Source organism: Pseudomonas sp. MDT1-16, assembly GCF_054898115.1.
Genome location: NZ_CM142717.1, coordinates 1,848,936 through 1,865,193, shown reverse-complemented (window position 1 = coordinate 1,865,193; position 16,258 = coordinate 1,848,936). Strand labels below are relative to the sequence as shown.

Below are 16,258 nucleotides of genomic sequence, written 5' to 3'. Positions count from 1 at the left end.
CTCAGTTCGCCACGCCGTCAGCGCGTTGGCGCGGCAAAGCCAGTTGCAGCAGGTTGGATTCATTGGCCTGTTCGCGGGAAAGTTCGCCACGCATTGCACCTTCGCAGAGCACCAGGATGCGGTCGGAAATACCCATCACTTCCATCAGGTCGCTGGACACCACAATCACCGCGATGCCACTGGCCGCCAGGTTGTGGATGATCTGGTAAATCTCGGCTTTGGCGCCGATGTCGATGCCGCGCGTCGGTTCGTCGAGCAGCAGGACTTTCATCGGCATCGACAGCCAGCGACCGAGAATGGCCTTCTGCTGATTGCCGCCGGACAGGTACATGATTTTCTGCGCCGCGTTGGGCGTCTTCACTTTCAGTGCTTTGATCTGCTTGTCGGCGTTGCCCTTTTCCCACAGGCCGCGCAACAGGCAGCCGAAGGTGGAATGAGCACCGCGAGCGCTGATGTTGATGTTTTCGGCGACGCTGGCGAGCGGCAGGATGCCCTCCTTCTTGCGGTCCTCGGGGCACAGCAGAATCCCGGCAGCAATCGCATCGCGGGGTGAACGCAACTTCAGTTCATGACCGCGCAATTCCAGGCGTCCGGCGGTGTTGCGCTCAAGGCCGCTGAGCATCCGGAACAGCTCGGTGCGACCGGCGCCGACCAAACCGAACAACCCGAGAATCTCCCCTTTGTGCACCTCGAAACTCACCGGTTCACGCAAACCCGGCCCCAGCAAACCCTCGACCTTGAGCGCCACCGCGCCACGTTGACGGTGGCGGTAATCGTAGATGTCCTGAATGTCGCGACCGACCATGCAGGTCACCAACTGGTCGTGGGTCAGTTCGCTCATGTCCTCGAAAGTGCGCACAAAGCGGCCGTCCTTGAACACCGTCACCGCGTTGCAGATGCGGAACACTTCTTCCATGCGATGAGAGACGTAAAGCACCACTTTGCCTTCGTCCCGCAGGCGACCGATGATCGCCATCAAACGATCGATTTCCCGTGCCGACAGGCTGCTGGTCGGTTCGTCAAACGCGATTACATGCGCACCACGGGACAAGGCCTTGGCGATTTCCACCAGTTGCCGCTGACCGAGGGACAAGCGCCCTACTTTCTCTTGCGGATCGATTTCATCGGCCAGGCCCTTGAGGCAGGCCAATGCTTGCTGCCGCAGTGCGCCGCGATTGATCAGGCCGAAACTGGCCGGCAGATGACCGAGGAACAGGTTCTCTGCCACGGTCATTTCCGGGACCAAGTGCAGCTCTTGATGGATCACTGCGACGCCACTGCCGATGCTGTCGGCGGTGGACTTGAAGACCATCGTCTGCTCGCCAATCTGCAGGTCGCCGCTGCTCGGGGTGTAAGCACCGCCGAGGATTTTCAGCAGCGTGGATTTGCCGGCGCCGTTCTCGCCCATCAAGGCGTGAACCTGCCCCGGGTGGGCGACGAAGCTGATGCCATCCAGCGCCTTCACCCCGGGAAAGGTCTTGCCGATCCCGTTGAAGCGCAAGCGGCCACTGCCACTAAAAGAACAGCCGCTGTGTTGTTGTATTTTTGTTTGCGCCATAACCACCTCATCACACAGATCAGGCAAGCCTCGTCACCAGGGCCGCCGATGAAATCAACCGCGCCTCAGTTCCAGAGGCCGATCTTTTCCAGTTCCTGCTTGAAGTTCTCGCGAGTGATCAGCGTTACGTCGTCCATCGCGGTGTATTTCGGTGGCTCTTTGCCGGTGGTGACCCACTCGAACATCATGCTCGCGGTGTTGTAGCCCTCGATGTGCGGGCTCGGCAGCATCGAACCGAAGAAGCCGCTGTTCGCCTTCTTCAATTCGCCGATGGCGTCGGTGCCGTTGATGCCGATGCCGATCACATTGGCCGCGGCAAAACCGGCGCTTTCGGTGGCGCGCACGCCGCCCAGCACGGTGTTGTCGTTCATGCCGCCGATGATCAGGTTTTTCGCGCCGCTGGGCAGTTTCACCAATGCCGAATTGGTGGCGTCCATGCTGCCGGGTACGTCGAGGGTTTTCAGCGCCGAGAACAGAATGTGGTCTTTTGGCAGGCCGGCGTCTTCCAGTGCTTTGGCCGAACCGTCGGTGCGCTTCTTGCCGGTGTCGAGTTCGTTGTAGGTGTTGATCACCGCATAAGTGTCTTTCCAGTCCCAGCCGCGTTTCTTCGCTTCGATGGCCATGGCGTTGCCCTGCTTCTGGCCGACTTCGTACGCTGCCATGCCGAGGTACGGAACGTCTTCCATGAACTTGCCGCTGGCATCGACGAAGCGGTCATCGACGGCGATGACTTTCAAACCGTTGAGCTTGGCCTTGGCCATGATCGCAGGTCCGAGGGAGACGTCTGGCGGGCAGATTACAAAGCCCTTGGCACCGTTGGCGGCGAGGCTGTCGATGGCCGAGAGGGTTTTCTCACCGTCCGGCACGGCGATCTTGATAACAGTGAAGCCCTTCTCTTTACCGGCCTTTTCGGCGAACGCCCACTCGGTCTGGAACCAGGGTTCTTCCGCCTGCTTGACCAGAAAACCGATCTTCACTTCCTCGGCCGCCAGCAACGAACTGCTCAGGCTGACCGCGGTGACCGCCAAAGCGGCACAGCACAGGGAACGGATCCCACGACGACGATTCATAAACTGACTCCTTGTTATTTTTTTGAGCGTTATTTGAAAGCCAATCAAACCGTACAGCTAATAGTCATATCGTATGATGATTGGATTTCAGGCGTAGTTCCGCGCCTGAAACCCGATTAATTCAGTCGTGGTACATGACCGAGCGACCACCGTCGATGGTGATGCACGAGGCATTGATAAACGGCGCCTCATCGCTGGCCAGGAAAACGGCCGTCATCGCGACTTCAATCGGCTGCCCGATGCGACGTGGCGGGTGCAGATCGAAGGCGCGCTGACGCTCGGCATGCGGGTCGGCAAAACCGTTCCAGTAATCGACGTTCAGTTGGGTTTCGATGTAGCCCGGCGCGATGGCGTTGACGCGAATGCCCTTCGGCGCATATTCGATGCCCAGGGCTCGGGTCAGGCCGAGCAAGCCATGTTTGGCCACCGGGTACGGGAAGCAGCCGGGAATGATGTGAGTGGAATGGGTCGAAGCGATGTTGATGATGCTGCCGATGCCTTGCTCGATCATCTGCGGTAGCACCGCTTTGCAGCCGTACCAGGCGCCGTCCAGGTCGATGGCGAAGCAACGGCGCCAGTCTTCCTCGGTCATTTCCAGCGGATCACGGAACACATTGACCCCAGCGCAATTGACCAGCACGTCGATCCGACCGTGAAGCTCGATCGCCAGTGTGGCCATGGCGTGCAGGTCCTGCTGCCTGGACACATCGGCCTTGATCGCCTGAACATCAAAGCCTTTGTCCCGCCAGTGGGCCGCGAGCTTTTCGACTTTCTCACCCTGGATATCGCTGATGATCAGCTTGGCCTGCTGGGAAGCGAACGTCGCGACAATCGCCTCGCCGATACCCTGAGCCGCACCGGTCAGCAGTACGACCTTGTTTTTCAGTCGCTCACCCTTCGGCGGCTCGGGCACCGGTGGCAAGGAAAGAGGTTCAGCCATGGATCAAGACTCCTTTTCGAAGGCACGACAAAAACCGGGCATCTGTCGAGGTCCGGTCAAAAAGCTTTTTGGAAAATCGCTGCATCACTTCACCTGTTTTGTTTTTTTAAGTGTGAGTGCGTGTCACTGATGGGGCCGACTATAAACCCGACCACCAAATAATCTCAATATATAATTTTACATCCCATATTTTGGGATTCACCCAGCAAAACGAGTACAGGGTTTTCCGGGCACATCGACTCGAATCGACAACAACGCACCGTCCAACGGATGGTTGAGCGGGCTTGCGGCACTGGTGATGTAGAGGGTTTTCAGGTCCTCACCGCCGAACACGCAACTGGTGGGGCGGCTGATCGGCAGTTCGATCACGCGATCAACCTGCCCGTCCGGGGTCAGCCTGAGTAGACAGCTGCCATCCCAGCGAGCGTTCCAGATGTATCGCTCGGCATCCATCGCCGAGCCATCAGGGCCGCCGCGTTCATGGGGCCCAAACCAGACCTGGGCCGGGTCGAGGTTACCGTCGGTGCGGATGAAATACTGGTAGAGCGTGCTGTCGAGGCTGTCGGCGAAATACACGGTGGTTGCGTCTTCGCTCCACAGCAACGTATTAGGGATGCCCAACCCTCGAAGCAACGGCGTGACCCGAGCATCGTGATCGATGCGAAACAAGCCACCGGTACGCCGCACGATGGGCAAGTCTTCGCCCTGCTCGCCGATGTTGTTCTGCAGGGTGCCGAGCCAGAGTCGGCCTTGAGCATCGCAGCGGGCTTCATTGGCGCGATTGCCGGGTTGCGGATCGGCGACGCAAAGCAAGGTCAGTCGTGGTTCCAGGCCGGGGGAATCCAGATCGAGTCGATACACGCCGCTGTTCAACGTCACCAGCGCATCGCCGCTTTCGCAGGGTATGAAGGCAGACACGTGCTCGGGCATCTGCCAGATCTGCACGTTGGCGCCAATCAGCCGCAGCGCCTGTTGACCGGCGATATCAACCCAGTACAGCGCCTGGGTCGGCGCGTCCCAGAACGGGCCTTCGCCCAGTCTCGCCCGGTGTTCGGTAACCGCAGTCCACGTCATGAAACCTCCTGCATTGTTATTGTTGTCAGCTGGCCTTCTTGTCGGCCATGACTTGCGGGTAGAAGCGCTTGATGGCCAGGTCGGCGTTATCGATCAGGGTCATGCAGGCCCAGACACCCCTCGCGGCATCCCGGGCGGCGATGGCTTCGGCCATGTCTTGGTGAATCGGTAGCGTGCGGCGCAGTTCGTCCGGGTCGGCGGCGGACACCTCGAAAGACACCGCGAGCAGCGCGCCGAGGGCCGGGACCATTTGTTCGATGAATTGATTGTGACTGGCGGCGAGGATGCACTCGTGGAAGAACTGGTCGGCACGGTTGTAATCGACACCGCTGTCCACTGCCCTCGCCAATGCGTTGTAAGCCTGAAGGATGGCTTGAACCTGCTCGACGGTAGCGCGCTCGCACGCCCAGCGTACGGCCATCGGTTCGATGGTGCGGCGCAGGTCGAGCAAATCGTCGACGAAGTTTTCCGGCAAGCCGCTGCGCGAAAGCCAGCCTACGACTTGTGGATCGAAGAGGTTCCAGCGTCGCACCGGCAACACCCGTGTGCCGACCTTTGGCCCGACTTCGAGCATACCTTTGGCGACCAGGGTTTTTATGGCTTCGCGGATAACGGTGCGACTGACACCGAGTTGCTCGCCCAGGTCGGCTTCGACCTTGAGGGTTTCACCCGGCTTGACCTGCCCCGTGGCGATCCAGCAACCCAGCCAATCGACCGTCGACGCATGAAAACTGCTGGACATGGACACCTCGGTGCAGCAACGACACAAAGCCGTTCGCGATGGATGCCCACGCTAATCATCATACGATTGGGTGTCAATTTGAATTTTGCTGTTTGACGGCGTCCAGGCGATCAATTTGAACGAACCCCTATTGTGACCTACGGTTAGCCACGACAGATCAAGCAGTCAATAGCATCTGTACCACTAAAGTCAGCTATCGACAGGTATAAGCATGAACATGGATGCGTCTACGCAATACCCGATTGTTTTAGTCCACGGCCTTTTTGGCTTCGATAAAATTGCCGGCTATCCCTACTTCTTCGAGATCAAGGAAGCTCTGGAACATGCTGGCGCCAAGGTGTTTGCCGTCAATATTCCAGCCGTTAACGGAAACGAGGAGCGCGGTAAAAAACTACTCGAACACGTCAACCGTATTTTGCAGGAAACGGGAGCCGCCAAGGTCAATCTGATCGGGCACAGCCAAGGTCCACTGGCCGCACGCTACGTAGCGGCGCTGCACCCGGAAAAGGTCGCGTCAGTCACGTCTGTCAGCTGCCCCAATCATGGCTCCGAGATTGCCGACCAATTGCATAAGGCGCTGACGCCTGGAGAGTTGCCCGAAGCGCTCGTTTTAGCCCTGTTCAAAGCAGTCGGCACCTTCATTTCGTTGATCAGCGGCCATCCGGAAAACCCTCAGGACGCTCAAGCGGCTTTCGAATCCCTGACCAGCGCAGGATTGGCCGCTTTCAATCTCAAGTACCCGCAAGGGATACCGAAACATTGGGGTGGGGAAGGCAACGAAATTGAAAACGGCGTGTATTACTACTCTTGGAGCGGGATCGTACAAAACTTTCAAAGCCTGCAACCCCTCGATCCGTCCCACTTGAACTGTGTCGTGCTGTCGAAGCTATTTTACAAAGAAAAAAACGCCAACGACGGGCTGGTCGGTCAATACAGTTCGCACCTGGGGAAAGTGATTCGCTCGGATTACCCGATGGACCATTTTGACGCAGTCAATCAGATTGCAGGGGTCGACAGCTGGAATGTGAACCCGGTCAAGCTCTACCTTGACCATGCCGCTCGGCTCAAGAGCAAGGGTTTGTAAGCCCAATGACAGCGGCCCGCTTAATAGCGGGCCGTTTTCCAGAACACAGCAACTCAGCGAGTTAAGGCTCAAGCCCGATGGGGAAGAACTCGCCACCACTCCACACGCCTAACCAGCGCTGCCCGTCGATTTCACGGGTCACGGCCAGCTCCACCAGTTGGTAGAACACGTTGCGGTGTATCAGGGCTTCAAGGTTGGTGCGCACATGCACGTAGGGGGCGGGCTCCTGCGTTACGGGGTCGATCACCACGCGCATGGGGTGTTCGGTGCCGGCCTCGGCGGTCTCATCGACATTGGTGGTGAAGCGCAGGAGTTGGGCTTCACCTTCGCCTTCGACATCCACGGCAATCGCCACGAAGGGCGCATCGTCGACCTTGATGCCAACTTTCTCGACCGGGGTAATGAGGAAGTAATCGTCACCATCGCGGCGAATGATGGTGGAGAACAGCTTGACCATCGGCTTGCGCCCGATCGGCGTGCCCAGGTAATACCAGGTGCCGTCACGGGCGATACGCATGTCGATGTCGCCGCAAAAGTCGGGGTTCCACAGGTGGACTGGCGGCAAGCCTTTGGTTTTGGGGATTTGCCCCAACAGATCGTTGGCTTTTTGCGGGCCACTCATGGCGTTCTCCTTTTGAATTACTGGTCGCTGAGCCCCAGCAGGCTGCGCGCGTATTGTTCCAGCGGCGGGCCCATCAGGTCCTCTGGCTTTTTGTCGTGGAACGTCAGTAAACCGCCACGACTCTTGATGCGTGCAGTATCAATCAAATACTGGGTACTGGTCTCGATCAACATGATCTGAATCACGCCGCTGTCGATACCGAGGCGATCCAGGGCTTCCTGATCGAGCCATTCGTCCGAGTTGCCGATACGGTCGTCGGACCTGGCGAATCGGGTATAGAGCAGGTAATGGGCACCGGCGGCACGGGCCTCGCCCATGGCTTGATCAAGGCCTGCCGGGGCACGGGCGCGGCGGACCATAGGGAAGTATTCGACAAAGCCATCGAAGGCGATTTCGGCTATCACGTTAGGTCGTGGGTAGACAGCACTGCCTGGCGGCACAAAGGCGCCTTGGGCGATATAGACGAATGAATCCGGTTGAATGCGCAGGTTATTCACACGACGGCTGTCGCTATGGTCGAGCAGCCCCGCATCGCTCATGTGGTAGCGAGTCCCTTCAGCCAGATCGCTGACATTCATGCAGCCACCAAGCGCCAAAACGGCCAGCAGCAAAACCAGGCTACGCATCCTACCCTCCAGAGGCCGGTGACGGAAAACCGGCGAATGGCCATGGGATGCAGCTTCCGCGCCAGCTCGGGAGAGGCATGGCTCTTGTAGCAGCTGCCGGAGGCTGCGTTCGGTTCGGGCCGCGTTCGGACGAAGCAGTCGCGAGATCAGGCGATGCGGTGTTCCAGACATATTTTGCTTACAGGATTTACGACTGCTGCGCAGCCGAACGCAGCCTTCGGCAGCTGCTACAGGGATCGTGTTTAGCCGCCGATGATTTTCATCACGGTCGCGCCACCAGAAAATGCCACTTCCTGTTTATCACCCAAGGCTTTCACCAAGAGTCTCTGCAAGGCGGGCAATGCTTGATGACGGGGTTTGTCCAGCAGATCGCCGACATAGTGGCGGTTGCTCGACGACAGGCAGCCATGTAGCCAGCCCGTAGACGACAGACGCAAGCGCGAGCAGGTGCGGCAGAACGGCACGCTTTCGTTGGCGATCACACCGAAGTGGCCTTGCCCTGGGATCTCGTAGCGCACGGCTGTGGCGTCGACTGGCGCATCGGCCTGAAGATACTCGTGGCGCTCACCAATCAGGCTCAGCAACTGCTGAAGGCTCACGAACTGCTGCAGGAAAGCATTGGAGTCGCTGGCCAGGTGGCCCATGCGCATCAGCTCGATGAAGCGAAGCTCATAGCCGCGCTCCAGACAATAATCGAGTAGCGGCATCACTTGATCGAGGTTCTGCCCACGCAGCGGCACCATATTGACCTTGATCTTCAGGCCGGCTGCACTGGCCTGATCCATACCGTCGAGCACCGTCGCCAGATCGCCGCCACGGGCAATGCTGCGAAAAGCGCTGGCATCCAGGGTATCGAGCGAAACGTTAATGCGACGAATGCCAGCGTCCACCAGCAGTGGCAGTTTTTTCGCCAACAGCTGACCGTTGGTAGTCAGGCTGATGTCCGCCAGGCCCATCTGCCCGACGGCGGTCATGAAGGTTTCGAGTTTGGGGCTGACCAGCGGCTCGCCACCGGTAATGCGCAAACGCTCGATGCCTGCGGCCTCGATCAGATAAGCCACGCCACGCGCCATGGCCTCAGCCGACAACTCATCCTGCGCAGCCACCAAACGCTTGCCGTTGGGCACGCAGTAGGTACAAGCGTAATTGCAGGCTGAAGTCAGACTGATTCGCAAATTGCGAAAACGCCTGCCTTGACGGTCAACGATCATGGATCACTCCGGCGGAAGAATATTCGGACCGCTAAAACTTGACTCACAAATCAAGTTTTAGCAATACCTAAGCCTGAGTATATTCCTGCGGTACTGCGCCATGGTGTGAATATCATGGCGCGATAAGGCGAACTGTATGGACTCAGCTGCTCGGGGTGTCGGTATCGCGCTTGCGCTTGTTGCCCATGCGCACGCCGATATCCATCAGGAACTGGAAGAAGCCTTCCTGATCTTCCAGCACATTGCTCCAGAACGGCGAGTGATACAGCGCCACAGCGCCGTGCACCAGCGCCCAGGACGCGCAGTAATGGAAGTATGGCGGCACGTCTTCGAGCTTGCCTTCGCTGATCCGGCCCTTGATCAGCAGGGTCAGGCGTTCGAAGTTCGAGGCGCGGATCTTGTGCAGCTCCTCGACCATCTCCGGCACCTGATTGCCCTTGACCACCTTTTCTTCCAGGCGATCGAACAACCGATAGCGTTGAGGGTCGCGCATGCGGAATTCGAAGTAGGCGCGGGAAAGGGCTTCCTTGTCCTTGTCGACATCGGCCGAATGCAACAGCTCGTTCAAATCGCGCTCGTAATCGAGCATCAGGCGCAAATAGATCTCGGCCTTGGATTTGAAGTGCTTGTAGATCGTGCCTTTGCCGATACCGACGGCATCAGCAATCATCTCGACGGTGACACTGTCTTCACCTTGATCGAGGAACAGCTTGAGCGCGGTATCGAGAATTTCTTGCTCGCGGCGACGAAACTCACGGACCTTACGAGGTTCTTTATGCATAAGAAAAGGTCTGTAGGTGTCAAAATTCGAAGCCGCGTATTATGCCTAACTTGCGCAAAAATGCACGGATCATCCGACCATGTATGTGCTTCTTGATGAATTCCGGCAGTCTCGCAGACTGATGAGAACTCAACCGAAGCGCCCGTATTCCAAATTTGTTTAAAAATCGCGACCGGTTAACTGGACTCGGCGCAATACTGATCAATACTTCAACTGTCGGCGGGGCATCTCCCCCAAGTGTCGCGCCGATATAGGTACCAACGGACCGCGTGCCTTTGTTTTACTCCTAATGGTCTTAACCCGGATTCACCCCCCAGAACCCGGGTTTTTTTTGCCTGCGATTTAACCTTTCACATGCGCCAGCGGAAAAAGTCGCTTGAAGTTCTCGGTGGTTTGCTCGGCAAACCGCTCGTAGGACTCACCTCGCAACATTGCCAGAAATTCCGCTACGTCGCGCACGTACTGCGGCAGGTTCGGTTTGCCGCGATGAGGAATCGGCGCCAGGTAGGGCGAGTCGGTTTCCACCAGCAGTCGGTCAGCCGGCACTTTACTGGCCACGTCACGCAGAGCGTCGGCATTGCGGAAAGTGACAATCCCGGACAAGGAAATGTAATAGCCCATGTCCAGCGCCGCTTTGGCCATGTCCCAGTCTTCGGTGAAGCAATGCAGCACGCCAGCCTGGGGCAGCGCCGCTTCGCGCAAAAGGTTCAATGTATCAACGCGGGCGCCACGGGTGTGGATGATCACCGGTTTGCCCGTCTGCTGCGCCGCTTGCAGATGCAGGCGAAACGACTCCTGCTGCAACTCTGCCGCTTCCGGCTCGTAGTGATAATCCAGACCGGTTTCACCGATCGCCACCACGCGCGGGTGGTTGAGCTCGCGCAACAGCCAATCCAGCGCCGGCGCTGCCCCCGGCTGCACATCCAGCGGATGTACGCCAACCGAACAGTCGACGTCGTCGTAACGTTCGGCCAGGGCTTTGACGTCCGCGGCGTTCTCGACGCTGACGCCGATACACAGAAAATGCCCTACCCCGCGCTGACGGGCCGCATCCAGTGCAGCATCCAGCGAGCCGTCGTGGGCGGCGAGGTCGAGTCGATCAAGGTGGCAATGGGAATCTACGAGCATAAAAGGGCTGCAACTTACATCGTATGAGTGGGACGGTCGGACTTCAGGGCTCCGGCCAGATGGGTTTCGATTCGACTGCGCGCAGTGTTGTCGCCGTCGTTGAATTGCACGCCGACTCCCGCGGCCCGATTGCCCTGCGCACCTTTTGGAGTGATCCAGGCGACCTTGCCGGCGACCGGAATCTTTTCCGGTTCATCCATCAGGTTCAGCAGCATGAATACCTCATCGCCCAACTTGTAATTTTTGTTGGTCGGGATAAACAGGCCACCGTTTTTGATGAACGGCATGTAGGCCGCGTAAAGCACGGACTTGTCCTTGATCGTCAGGGACAAAATGCCGTTACGCGGCCCCGGATTGACGGCTTCATTCATGCTGACCTCCACTGCTGATGTTCAGAGTCTAGGCTCAGACGCTCACCTCTGGGTAGGCAAACCCGCCCATTGCACCAACAGCGCCTCCAGCAACAGCACCCGATTGAGGTTGGCTTTGCTCATCACTTTCTGGCGCTGGGCGAGGATCCAGTCCTGGATATTCAGGACTTTGTCCTGGCCGGCTTTCTGCGCCAGGTACTGAATCACCTTGCGCATGTCCGTCAGTCCCAGCCCTTCTTCATCCTGAGTCAGTTGATAGCGCAGGATCAGGCTCGACCAATCGCAGAACCAGTCGAACAGCAGCAACAGCGGAATCGCATTCCAGCCTTCGGCCAATTGTGTTGGCGACTGTTGCTGCTTGAGCAACTTCTTCACGCCATCGACCACCAGCGCTCGCTGCTCGCGTACGCCCTGGGCCTGCAAGTTGACGGCGGCCAGTGGCGAACCGGCGGCCAGGGTCAGCAACTCGATGCGCTCTTCTTCCGAGCAGTCCGGCAACGCCTTCGCCAGCCACGAAAGACTCATGGCTTCGCTCGGCAGTGGACAGGCCTGCTGCACGCAGCGGCTCTTGATCGTCGGCAACAGACGACTGGTCTGATGGCTGACCAACAGCAAAACAGTATCCCCGGAAGGCTCTTCAAGGCTTTTGAGCAAGGCATTGGCGGCGTTGATGTTCATCGACTCGGCCGGCTCGATCAGTATCACTTTGCGGCCGCCCATCTGCGCGGTCTGGACCACGAAACTGACCAGATCACGAACTTGGTCGACCTTGATCGCCTTATCGGCTTCTTCCGGTTCCAGAATGTAGTTGTCGGGGTGACTGCCGGCCTTCAGCAACAGACAGGATTTGCATTCACCGCAAGCATCCTGGGCGGATGGGCGCTGGCACAGCAAACGGGCCATCAAGCGCTCGGCCAGCGCACGCTTGCCGATCCCGGCCGGGCCATGCAGCAGATAGGCGTGAGCATGTTGCTTGCGACCGGCCAACTGCTGCCAGAGACTGTCCTGCCACGGATAGGCTTCAGCCACGAGTCAACTCCAGCAGACGCGGCAGCAAGGCATCCAGTGACTGCTGAACCTGCGCCAGCGGCTGGGCGGCATCGACCAGGACATAACGCGCAGGATCCGCTTCAGCACGCTTGAGGAAAGCACTGCGCACCGCATCAAAAAAGGTTCGGCCTTCAAGTTCGAAACGATCCAGACGACCGCGAGCGCTGGCGCGGGCCAGGCCCACTTCCACCGGCAGATCGAAAATCAACGTCAGGTCCGGGCGCAGATCGCCCTGAACGAAGGTTTCCAGGGTCGCGATGCGCTCCAGCGACAGGCCGCGACCGCCGCCCTGATAGGCGTAGGTCGAATCGGTGAAGCGATCACACAAGACGACTGCGCCACGGGTCAACGCCGGGCGAATCACCTCGGCCAGATGCTGGGCTCGCGCGGCGAACACCAACAGCAACTCAGTGTCCGGGTTCATGACTTCGTCAACCGGTGCCAGCAGCACTTCACGGACCCGCTCGGCCAACGGCGTGCCGCCGGGTTCGCGGGTCAGCACGACCTCGATCCCAGTGGCGCGCAGGCGCTCGGCCAGGTATTCGCGATTGGTGCTCTTGCCGGCGCCTTCCGGGCCTTCCAAAGTAATAAACAAGCCAGTCACAGGCAGTCCTTAGTCAGAGTCATTGCGGGCTTTGCGGCGCGGTTGCATCCGGTTCGGGCACAGGTGCAGCAGCGGGTTCTTGAACGGGTTCTTGCGGCGGCTCCTGTGACGGCTCCCGGGCAGGCGCTTGCGGCTCGGGTGGCGCCGCTTGAGCAGGCTCTTGCGGCGGCACTTGTGGCAAAGCCTCGGGAGCCGTGTCGGGCGATGCGGCCGGAATCGGTGCCTGCTCATCCGTTGCCTCTGGCGCCGTGGTCGGCGCCGGGCTGGAGCGGTAGTCGGCACGGCGCTTGATCTGGAACTCACGCACAGCGTTATTGTGCGCGTCCAGATCATCGGAGAACACGTGGCTGCCATCACCACGGGCCACGAAATAGAGGCTATTGCCAGCCACCGGATTCAGTGCTGCATGAATCGCTTCGCGGCCGACCATGGCGATCGGAGTCGGCGGCAGGCCCGAAATCATGTAGGTGTTGTACGGGGTCGCTTCCTTGAGATGGGCGCGAGTCAATTTGCCGTTATAACGATCACCGAGGCCGTAGATCACGGTCGGATCGGTCTGCAACAACATGCCCATTTCCATGCGCCGCACAAACACGCCAGCGATTTGTCCGCGCTCCTGCGGCACACCGGTTTCCTTTTCCACCAGCGAGGCCATGATCAGCGCCTGATAGGGTTCGGTGTACGGCACGTCAGCCGAGCGCTGGCCCCACTCCTTGGCGAGGACTTCGTCGAGGCGGTCGTAGGCTTTTTTCAGCAGCTCAACATCGGTCATGCCACGCACGAAGCGATAGGTGTCAGGGAAGAACCTCCCTTCCGGAAAAATCCCGGTGTGGCCGAGTTTGTCCATCACCTCGCTATCGCTCAAACCGTTCAGGGTCTGCTCAAGTTTTTCATCCTTGGCCAGCGCCGCGCGGACCTGATGGAAATTCCAGCCTTCGACCAGGGTCAGGCTGTACTGAACCATTTCCCCGCGCTTCCACAGGTCAATCAGCCCTTCGACAGTCATGCCGGGCTGCAGGCGGTATTCGCCCTTGTGCAACGGTTGTTTGGCGAGATTGAAGCGCCAATACACGCGAAGCCAAAAAGCATCCTTGATGACGCCGTCGGCTTCGAGTCGATAGAAGGTACGGGTGGGTGTCGTACCTTTTGGCACTTCCAGCAGTTCTTCCTGGGTGATGTTCAGCGGTTGTTCCAGCGCCGAATGGATTTTCCAGGCGGAAGCGCCCAGACACAGCCCCGCCAGAACCAATCCGGTTTCCAGCAGCAGCAAGAATTTACGTCTCACGTATCAAGCATCCAGTAGTGCGCGGGCAGTGGTTTGGAGTTTACGGGTGAGCGGACCAACCGGCCAGCTCAGTGCTGCATAGGCGCACACAGGCCAAACGCCATACACGCTGTTGCAGACAAAGACTTCATCAGCCCATTGCAGCTGATCGAGGGTGATGTCGGTGATTTGGGTGCGGATCCCCAATGACTCGGCTTGAAACAATAATTCGGCACGCATCACGCCGGCCACGCCACAGCGTTTGAGATCGGCCGTGATCAGTACACCATCGCGCACCAGGAACAGATTGCTAAACACGCCTTCGATGACTCGCCCGGCCTGGTCGAGCATCAAGCCTTCGGCATGATCGGAGTCTTGCCATTCGGAACGGGCGATGACCTGCTCAAGACGGTTCAGGTGTTTGAGTCCGGCGAGCAGAGGCTGTTTGGAAAGCCGCGTTGCACAGGGGAACAGGCGAACGCCCTGCTCCGCATTGGCGGCGGGATAAACCGCAGGAGGGTTGCCCAGCATAATGCGTCGCGCCTGAGCCGAAGGATCGGGCGCATAACCGCGCAAGCTTTCGCCACGCGTGATGATGAGCTTGAGCACACCTTCGCCCAACGCTTGGGCATAGGTCAGTAACTCAGTGCACACAGCCGCATGGTCGAGATTAATTGCCAACCGCTGGCAACCTGTGACCAAACGCAGCAGATGCCGATCCAGCAATACCAGAGTGCCGTTGCGCACAGCGATGGTCTCAAACAGACCATCACCATAAGCCAGGCCGCGATCCTTCAGCGACAAAGCGTCAGCCGGCTGACCGTCGACCCAGCTGTCCATCAGTCAGCGAACCGGCGGAACACCAGCGAGCCGTTGGTACCGCCAAACCCGAAGGAGTTGGACAGCACCACATCGATATTCATATTGCGCGCGGTATGCGGTACAAAATCGAGGTCGCAACCTTCGTCTGGCTCATCGAGGTTGATGGTCGGCGGCGCTACCTGACTGTTGATCGCCAGCACACTGAAGATCGCTTCGACCGCGCCCGCCGCACCCAACAGGTGGCCGGTCATGGACTTGGTCGAACTGACCGCCAGTTTGTAAGCGTGATCGCCGAACACCGACTTGATCGCACAGGCTTCGGCAAGGTCGCCCGCCGACGTCGAGGTGCCGTGAGCGTTTACGTACTGAACCTGATCGCCATTGATCTTGGCATCGCGCAAGGCATTGGTGATGCAACGCGCAGCACCCGCGCCATCGGCCGGAGGTGAAGTCATGTGGTAGGCATCGCCACTGGTGCCAAAGCCGATTAGCTCGGCGTAGATGGTCGCGCCGCGGGCCTTGGCGTGCTCCAACTCCTCCAGAACCAGCGCACCGGCGCCGTCGGACAGCACGAAGCCATCACGGCCCTTGTCCCATGGTCGGCTGGCGCGGGTCGGCTCGTCGTTGCGGGTCGACAGTGCGCGGGAGGCTCCGAAGCCGCCCATGCCCAGACCGCAAGCCGCCATCTCGGCGCCGCCGGCAATCATCACGTCGGCTTCGTCGTACATGATGTTGCGGGCCGCCATGCCAATGCAGTGCGTACCGGTGGTACACGCAGTGGCGATGGCGTAGTTAGGTCCCTGTGCACCCAGGTGGATGGACAGGAAACCGGAAATCATATTGATGATCGAGCCAGGCACGAAAAACGGGGAAATCCGTCGTGGGCCGGAATCATGCAGCGTGCGGCTGGTTTCTTCGATATTGGTCAGTCCGCCAATACCCGACCCCATGGCCACGCCGATGCGCTCACGGTTGGCGTCGGTGACTTCCAGACCGGCGTTACGAACTGCCTGAAAACCTGCGGCCAGACCGTATTGAATAAACAGGTCGAGCTTTCGAGCTTCCTTGACCGACAGGTATTCCTCGACATTGAAGCCCTTTACCGAGCCGCCAAAACGGGTGGAATAGGCAGAAAGGTCGGTGTGTTCGATCAGACCAATGCCACTGCGGCCAGCCAGAATGCCCTGCCAACTGCTCGGCACATCCGTGCCCAGTGGCGACAACATACCCATACCGGTGACTACGACGCGTCTACGCGACACAGCACTCTCCTTTTTCAAATGACGACTTTGCATCAGGCCTAAAGAAAAA

The 16,258-nt window shown here is 58.9% G+C and carries 17 protein-coding genes; 1 reads left to right on the top strand and 16 read right to left on the bottom strand.

Translation table 11 applies throughout. The features are described from left to right. Position 1 precedes the first annotated feature (1 nt). From araG to ACYZT3_RS08440, 5 genes are all read right to left on the bottom strand, one after another. Positions 2-1,558: an L-arabinose ABC transporter ATP-binding protein AraG gene (gene araG, locus ACYZT3_RS08460; protein ID WP_462031862.1), complete on the bottom strand. Its 1,557-nt coding sequence runs from the start codon at positions 1,556-1,558 to the stop codon at positions 2-4. A 65-nt stretch (positions 1,559-1,623) separates the two neighbouring features. After that, positions 1,624-2,628, bottom strand: coding sequence for a substrate-binding domain-containing protein (locus tag ACYZT3_RS08455; protein WP_462031861.1), 1,005 nt, complete (start codon positions 2,626-2,628; stop codon positions 1,624-1,626). 121 nt (positions 2,629-2,749) lie between these two features. Further along, positions 2,750-3,568, bottom strand: a complete 819-nt coding sequence (locus tag ACYZT3_RS08450; RefSeq protein WP_282375720.1) for an SDR family oxidoreductase — start codon at positions 3,566-3,568, stop codon at positions 2,750-2,752. 198 nt (positions 3,569-3,766) lie between these two features. After that, on the bottom strand, positions 3,767-4,642 hold the full coding sequence (locus ACYZT3_RS08445; protein WP_282375719.1) for an SMP-30/gluconolactonase/LRE family protein: 876 nt from the start codon (positions 4,640-4,642) through the stop codon (positions 3,767-3,769). 25 nt (positions 4,643-4,667) lie between these two features. After that, positions 4,668-5,384 (bottom strand): FadR/GntR family transcriptional regulator, encoded by a 717-nt coding sequence (locus ACYZT3_RS08440; RefSeq protein WP_282375718.1) that lies wholly within the window; start codon positions 5,382-5,384, stop codon positions 4,668-4,670. A 211-nt stretch (positions 5,385-5,595) separates the two neighbouring features. Between ACYZT3_RS08440 and ACYZT3_RS08435 the strand changes: the two genes are divergently transcribed. After that, on the top strand, positions 5,596-6,468 hold the full coding sequence (locus ACYZT3_RS08435) for an esterase/lipase family protein (protein WP_462031859.1): 873 nt from the start codon (positions 5,596-5,598) through the stop codon (positions 6,466-6,468). A gap of 61 nt (positions 6,469-6,529) precedes the next feature. Here the strand turns inward: ACYZT3_RS08435 and ACYZT3_RS08430 are convergent, their stop codons facing one another. From ACYZT3_RS08430 to fabF, 11 genes are all read right to left on the bottom strand, one after another. Beyond that, positions 6,530-7,090, bottom strand: coding sequence for a DUF1285 domain-containing protein (locus tag ACYZT3_RS08430; RefSeq protein ID WP_149631158.1), 561 nt, complete (start codon positions 7,088-7,090; stop codon positions 6,530-6,532). A 17-nt stretch (positions 7,091-7,107) separates the two neighbouring features. After that, positions 7,108-7,716 carry a DUF4823 domain-containing protein gene (locus ACYZT3_RS08425; RefSeq protein WP_282375715.1) on the bottom strand — a complete coding sequence of 203 codons (609 nt, stop codon included), beginning with the start codon at positions 7,714-7,716 and terminating at the stop codon, positions 7,108-7,110. A gap of 242 nt (positions 7,717-7,958) precedes the next feature. Beyond that, positions 7,959-8,927 (bottom strand): GTP 3',8-cyclase MoaA, encoded by a 969-nt coding sequence (locus ACYZT3_RS08420; RefSeq protein ID WP_282375714.1) that lies wholly within the window; start codon positions 8,925-8,927, stop codon positions 7,959-7,961. A gap of 142 nt (positions 8,928-9,069) precedes the next feature. Further along, entirely contained in the window at positions 9,070-9,708 is a 639-nt protein-coding gene (locus ACYZT3_RS08415) for a TetR/AcrR family transcriptional regulator (protein WP_008152317.1), read from the bottom strand. 342 nt (positions 9,709-10,050) lie between these two features. After that, on the bottom strand, positions 10,051-10,836 hold the full coding sequence (locus ACYZT3_RS08410) for a TatD family hydrolase (RefSeq protein WP_462031858.1): 786 nt from the start codon (positions 10,834-10,836) through the stop codon (positions 10,051-10,053). A gap of 14 nt (positions 10,837-10,850) precedes the next feature. Then, positions 10,851-11,207 (bottom strand): PilZ domain-containing protein, encoded by a 357-nt coding sequence (locus ACYZT3_RS08405; protein ID WP_282375712.1) that lies wholly within the window; start codon positions 11,205-11,207, stop codon positions 10,851-10,853. 42 nt (positions 11,208-11,249) lie between these two features. Beyond that, complete coding sequence (locus ACYZT3_RS08400; protein WP_462031857.1) at positions 11,250-12,236, bottom strand: DNA polymerase III subunit delta'; 987 nt, start codon at positions 12,234-12,236, stop codon at positions 11,250-11,252. Beyond that, positions 12,229-12,861 (bottom strand): dTMP kinase, encoded by a 633-nt coding sequence (gene tmk / locus ACYZT3_RS08395; protein ID WP_462031856.1) that lies wholly within the window; start codon positions 12,859-12,861, stop codon positions 12,229-12,231. The genes ACYZT3_RS08400 and tmk overlap by 8 nt, the downstream gene beginning before the upstream one ends. Before the next feature lie 19 nt (positions 12,862-12,880). Further along, entirely contained in the window at positions 12,881-14,146 is a 1,266-nt protein-coding gene (gene mltG / locus ACYZT3_RS08390; protein ID WP_282375709.1) for an endolytic transglycosylase MltG, read from the bottom strand. A 3-nt stretch (positions 14,147-14,149) separates the two neighbouring features. Then, positions 14,150-14,965 (bottom strand): aminodeoxychorismate lyase, encoded by an 816-nt coding sequence (gene pabC / locus ACYZT3_RS08385; RefSeq protein ID WP_462031855.1) that lies wholly within the window; start codon positions 14,963-14,965, stop codon positions 14,150-14,152. Then, a complete protein-coding gene (gene fabF, locus ACYZT3_RS08380) occupies positions 14,965-16,209 on the bottom strand; it encodes a beta-ketoacyl-ACP synthase II (protein ID WP_282375707.1) in 1,245 nt (414 codons plus the stop codon). Before fabF ends, pabC begins: the two co-directional genes overlap by 1 nt. Positions 16,210-16,258: the final 49 nt, after the last annotated feature.